At 61.5% G+C, this 2,259-nt stretch carries 2 protein-coding genes; both read left to right on the top strand.

Annotation, left to right across the window (positions count from 1 at the left end; translation table 11 throughout):
• The first annotated feature begins 550 nt into the window (after positions 1-550).
• Complete coding sequence (locus tag ACH2EI_RS14210; RefSeq protein ID WP_395160517.1) at positions 551-1,807, top strand: thiamine pyrophosphate-dependent dehydrogenase E1 component subunit alpha; 1,257 nt, start codon at positions 551-553, stop codon at positions 1,805-1,807.
• A partial coding sequence (locus ACH2EI_RS14215) for an alpha-ketoacid dehydrogenase subunit beta (protein ID WP_395160519.1) occupies positions 1,804-2,259 on the top strand: 456 nt, incomplete at its 3' end. The genes ACH2EI_RS14210 and ACH2EI_RS14215, both read left to right, overlap by 4 nt.

The following is a 2,259-nucleotide window of genomic DNA, read 5'->3' on the forward strand; positions in this document are numbered from 1 at the left end:
AGCGACGGGGTCCAGTTTCAACTGAAGATGATGCGCTGCACGCATTACCCGCAGGACAATCCCCAACGCGGACGTGTCGACATCAGGTCGACAATTATTCCACTCGTCGATGATGCCTGCTACTCGATCTTCCATCCGTGTGCCTCTTCGTGAACCGCCTCCGGCCAGAAGGCGAAGCGTCTATGAGCATTACAAGGTACACCAACCGACCATCAGCCAGGCTATCTTTGGCAAATAAATGTCAATAAAATCTCGCGTCTGCCTGGCGGATGCGACTGGAAAGCCAACGGTCGGTCGTCAGCGTCGAAGACGAAGAACCGCAAGAAGCGAGTCGGGCTCGACTTGATGCACTCGATTGTCGATGACTACCGCCGACTGGCCTATTCAGAGATCCGCGACGACGAGAAAACTGCGCCCTGCGCCGATTGGGGAGAAACACAAGTTCATCCGACCGCACTGCCCATGGCAGAACGGCAAAGTCGAACGGTTCAACCGGATCCTGCAAACAGCTTCGAGCCGTTCTAGTGTTCGTCTCAACGAGAAGGACGAGATGACAACACAGGGCGACGAAACAGTGGCAAAGTTGCGGCTCCGGATTCCCGAGCCTGCACGCGGCCAGCATCCCCCAGACCGCGTCCGATACATCAGCAAGGCCGGCGAAATGCAGAAGCCCGCTCTCGACGAAAAGGTCGAGCGCATCGCGCTGATGCGCAAGCAGCTCGTACGGGTCCTCGACGACGACGGGCAGGCGGTCGGCGAGTGGGTGCCTGACATCTCCATCGAGGAAAAACGGCGCGGGCTGCGCAACATGATGCTGACGCGTGCGTTCGACGCTCGGCTCCTGCGGGCACACCGGCAGGGCAAAATTTCTTTCTACATGCAGTCGCTCGGGGAAGAGGCGATCGCATGCGGCCAGCAACGCGCGCTGCGACCCGGCGACATGCACTTCCCCACCTACCGTCAACAGGGCCTGCTGATCTCAGCTGAGTATCCGCTCGTCGACATGATGAACCAAGTGATGTCGAACGAGTTCGATCCACTCCACGGGCGCCAGCTGCCGGTGATGTACTCATCGAAGTCGCACGGCTTCTTCTCGATCTCCGGCAACCTCGCGACGCAGTACATCCAGGCCGTTGGCTGGGCCATGGCGTCGGCCTTGCGGTGCGGCACCGAGATCGCATCGGCGTGGATTGGCGAGGGGGCCACGGCCGAGTCAGATTTCCACGCTGCACTCGTCTTCGCATCGACGTATCAGGCCCCTGTGATCTTGAACATCGTCAACAACCACTGGGCGATTTCCACCCCGGAAGACTTCGCACGCGGTGCGTCGGCCACATTCGCTGACCGCGGCTACGGGTTCAGTATCCCGGCGCTGCGGGTCGATGGGAACGATTACCTCGCCGTGTACGCCGCGTCGCAATGGGCCGCCGAGCGGGCCCGGGCGAATCTCGGGCCAACCTTGATCGAGTGGATCACGTTGCGGGTCGGAGCGCACTCGACGTCCGACGATCCGTCGGTCTATCGACCTCCGGGCGAGGCAGAAGAGTTCCCGCTCGGCGACCCGATTCAGCGGCTCCGACAACACCTCGAGTTCATCGGCGAATGGGATGCCGACCGTCACCTGGAACTCCACAGCAAGGTCGACGCGCAAGTCAACGAAGCCTTCGCCGCAGCCGATTCCCACGGGTCGGTGAAAACCGGCGACGTCGGGAGTGCCCAAACGATGTTCGACGACGTCTTCGTAGAACTCCCCCGACACCTTCGCGAACAACGCGACGCCATGGGAAAGCAGGGAGGACAGCGATGACCGCAATGACGATGATCGAAGCAATCCGCGACGCACACATGATTGCAATGGAGCGCGACGACAATGTCGTCGTGTTCGGACAGGACGTCGGGTACTTCGGCGGGGTGTTCCGATGTACGCAGGGTTTGCAGGAACGATTCGGCGATCACCGCTGTTTCGACTCGCCGATCAGCGAAGCCGGCATCGTCGGCGCCGCCGTCGGGATGGCGGCGTATGGGCTGCGGCCGTGCGTTGAAATCCAGTTCGCCGACTACATGTACCCCGCCTACGACCAGATCGTGTCCGAGGCAGCGCGGCTGCGCCATCGGTCCGCCGGCGACTTTACGGCATCGCTCGTCGTTCGGATGCCGACCGGCGGCGGCATCTTCGGTGGCCAGACGCATTCGCAGAGCCCCGAGGCACTCTTCACGCATGTTGCCGGGCTCAAGACCGTCGTCGTCTCCAATCCGTAC

Origin of the sequence: Ilumatobacter sp., assembly GCF_041688325.1 — a bacterium.
Taxonomy (GTDB): domain Bacteria; phylum Actinomycetota; class Acidimicrobiia; order Acidimicrobiales; family Ilumatobacteraceae; genus Ilumatobacter_A.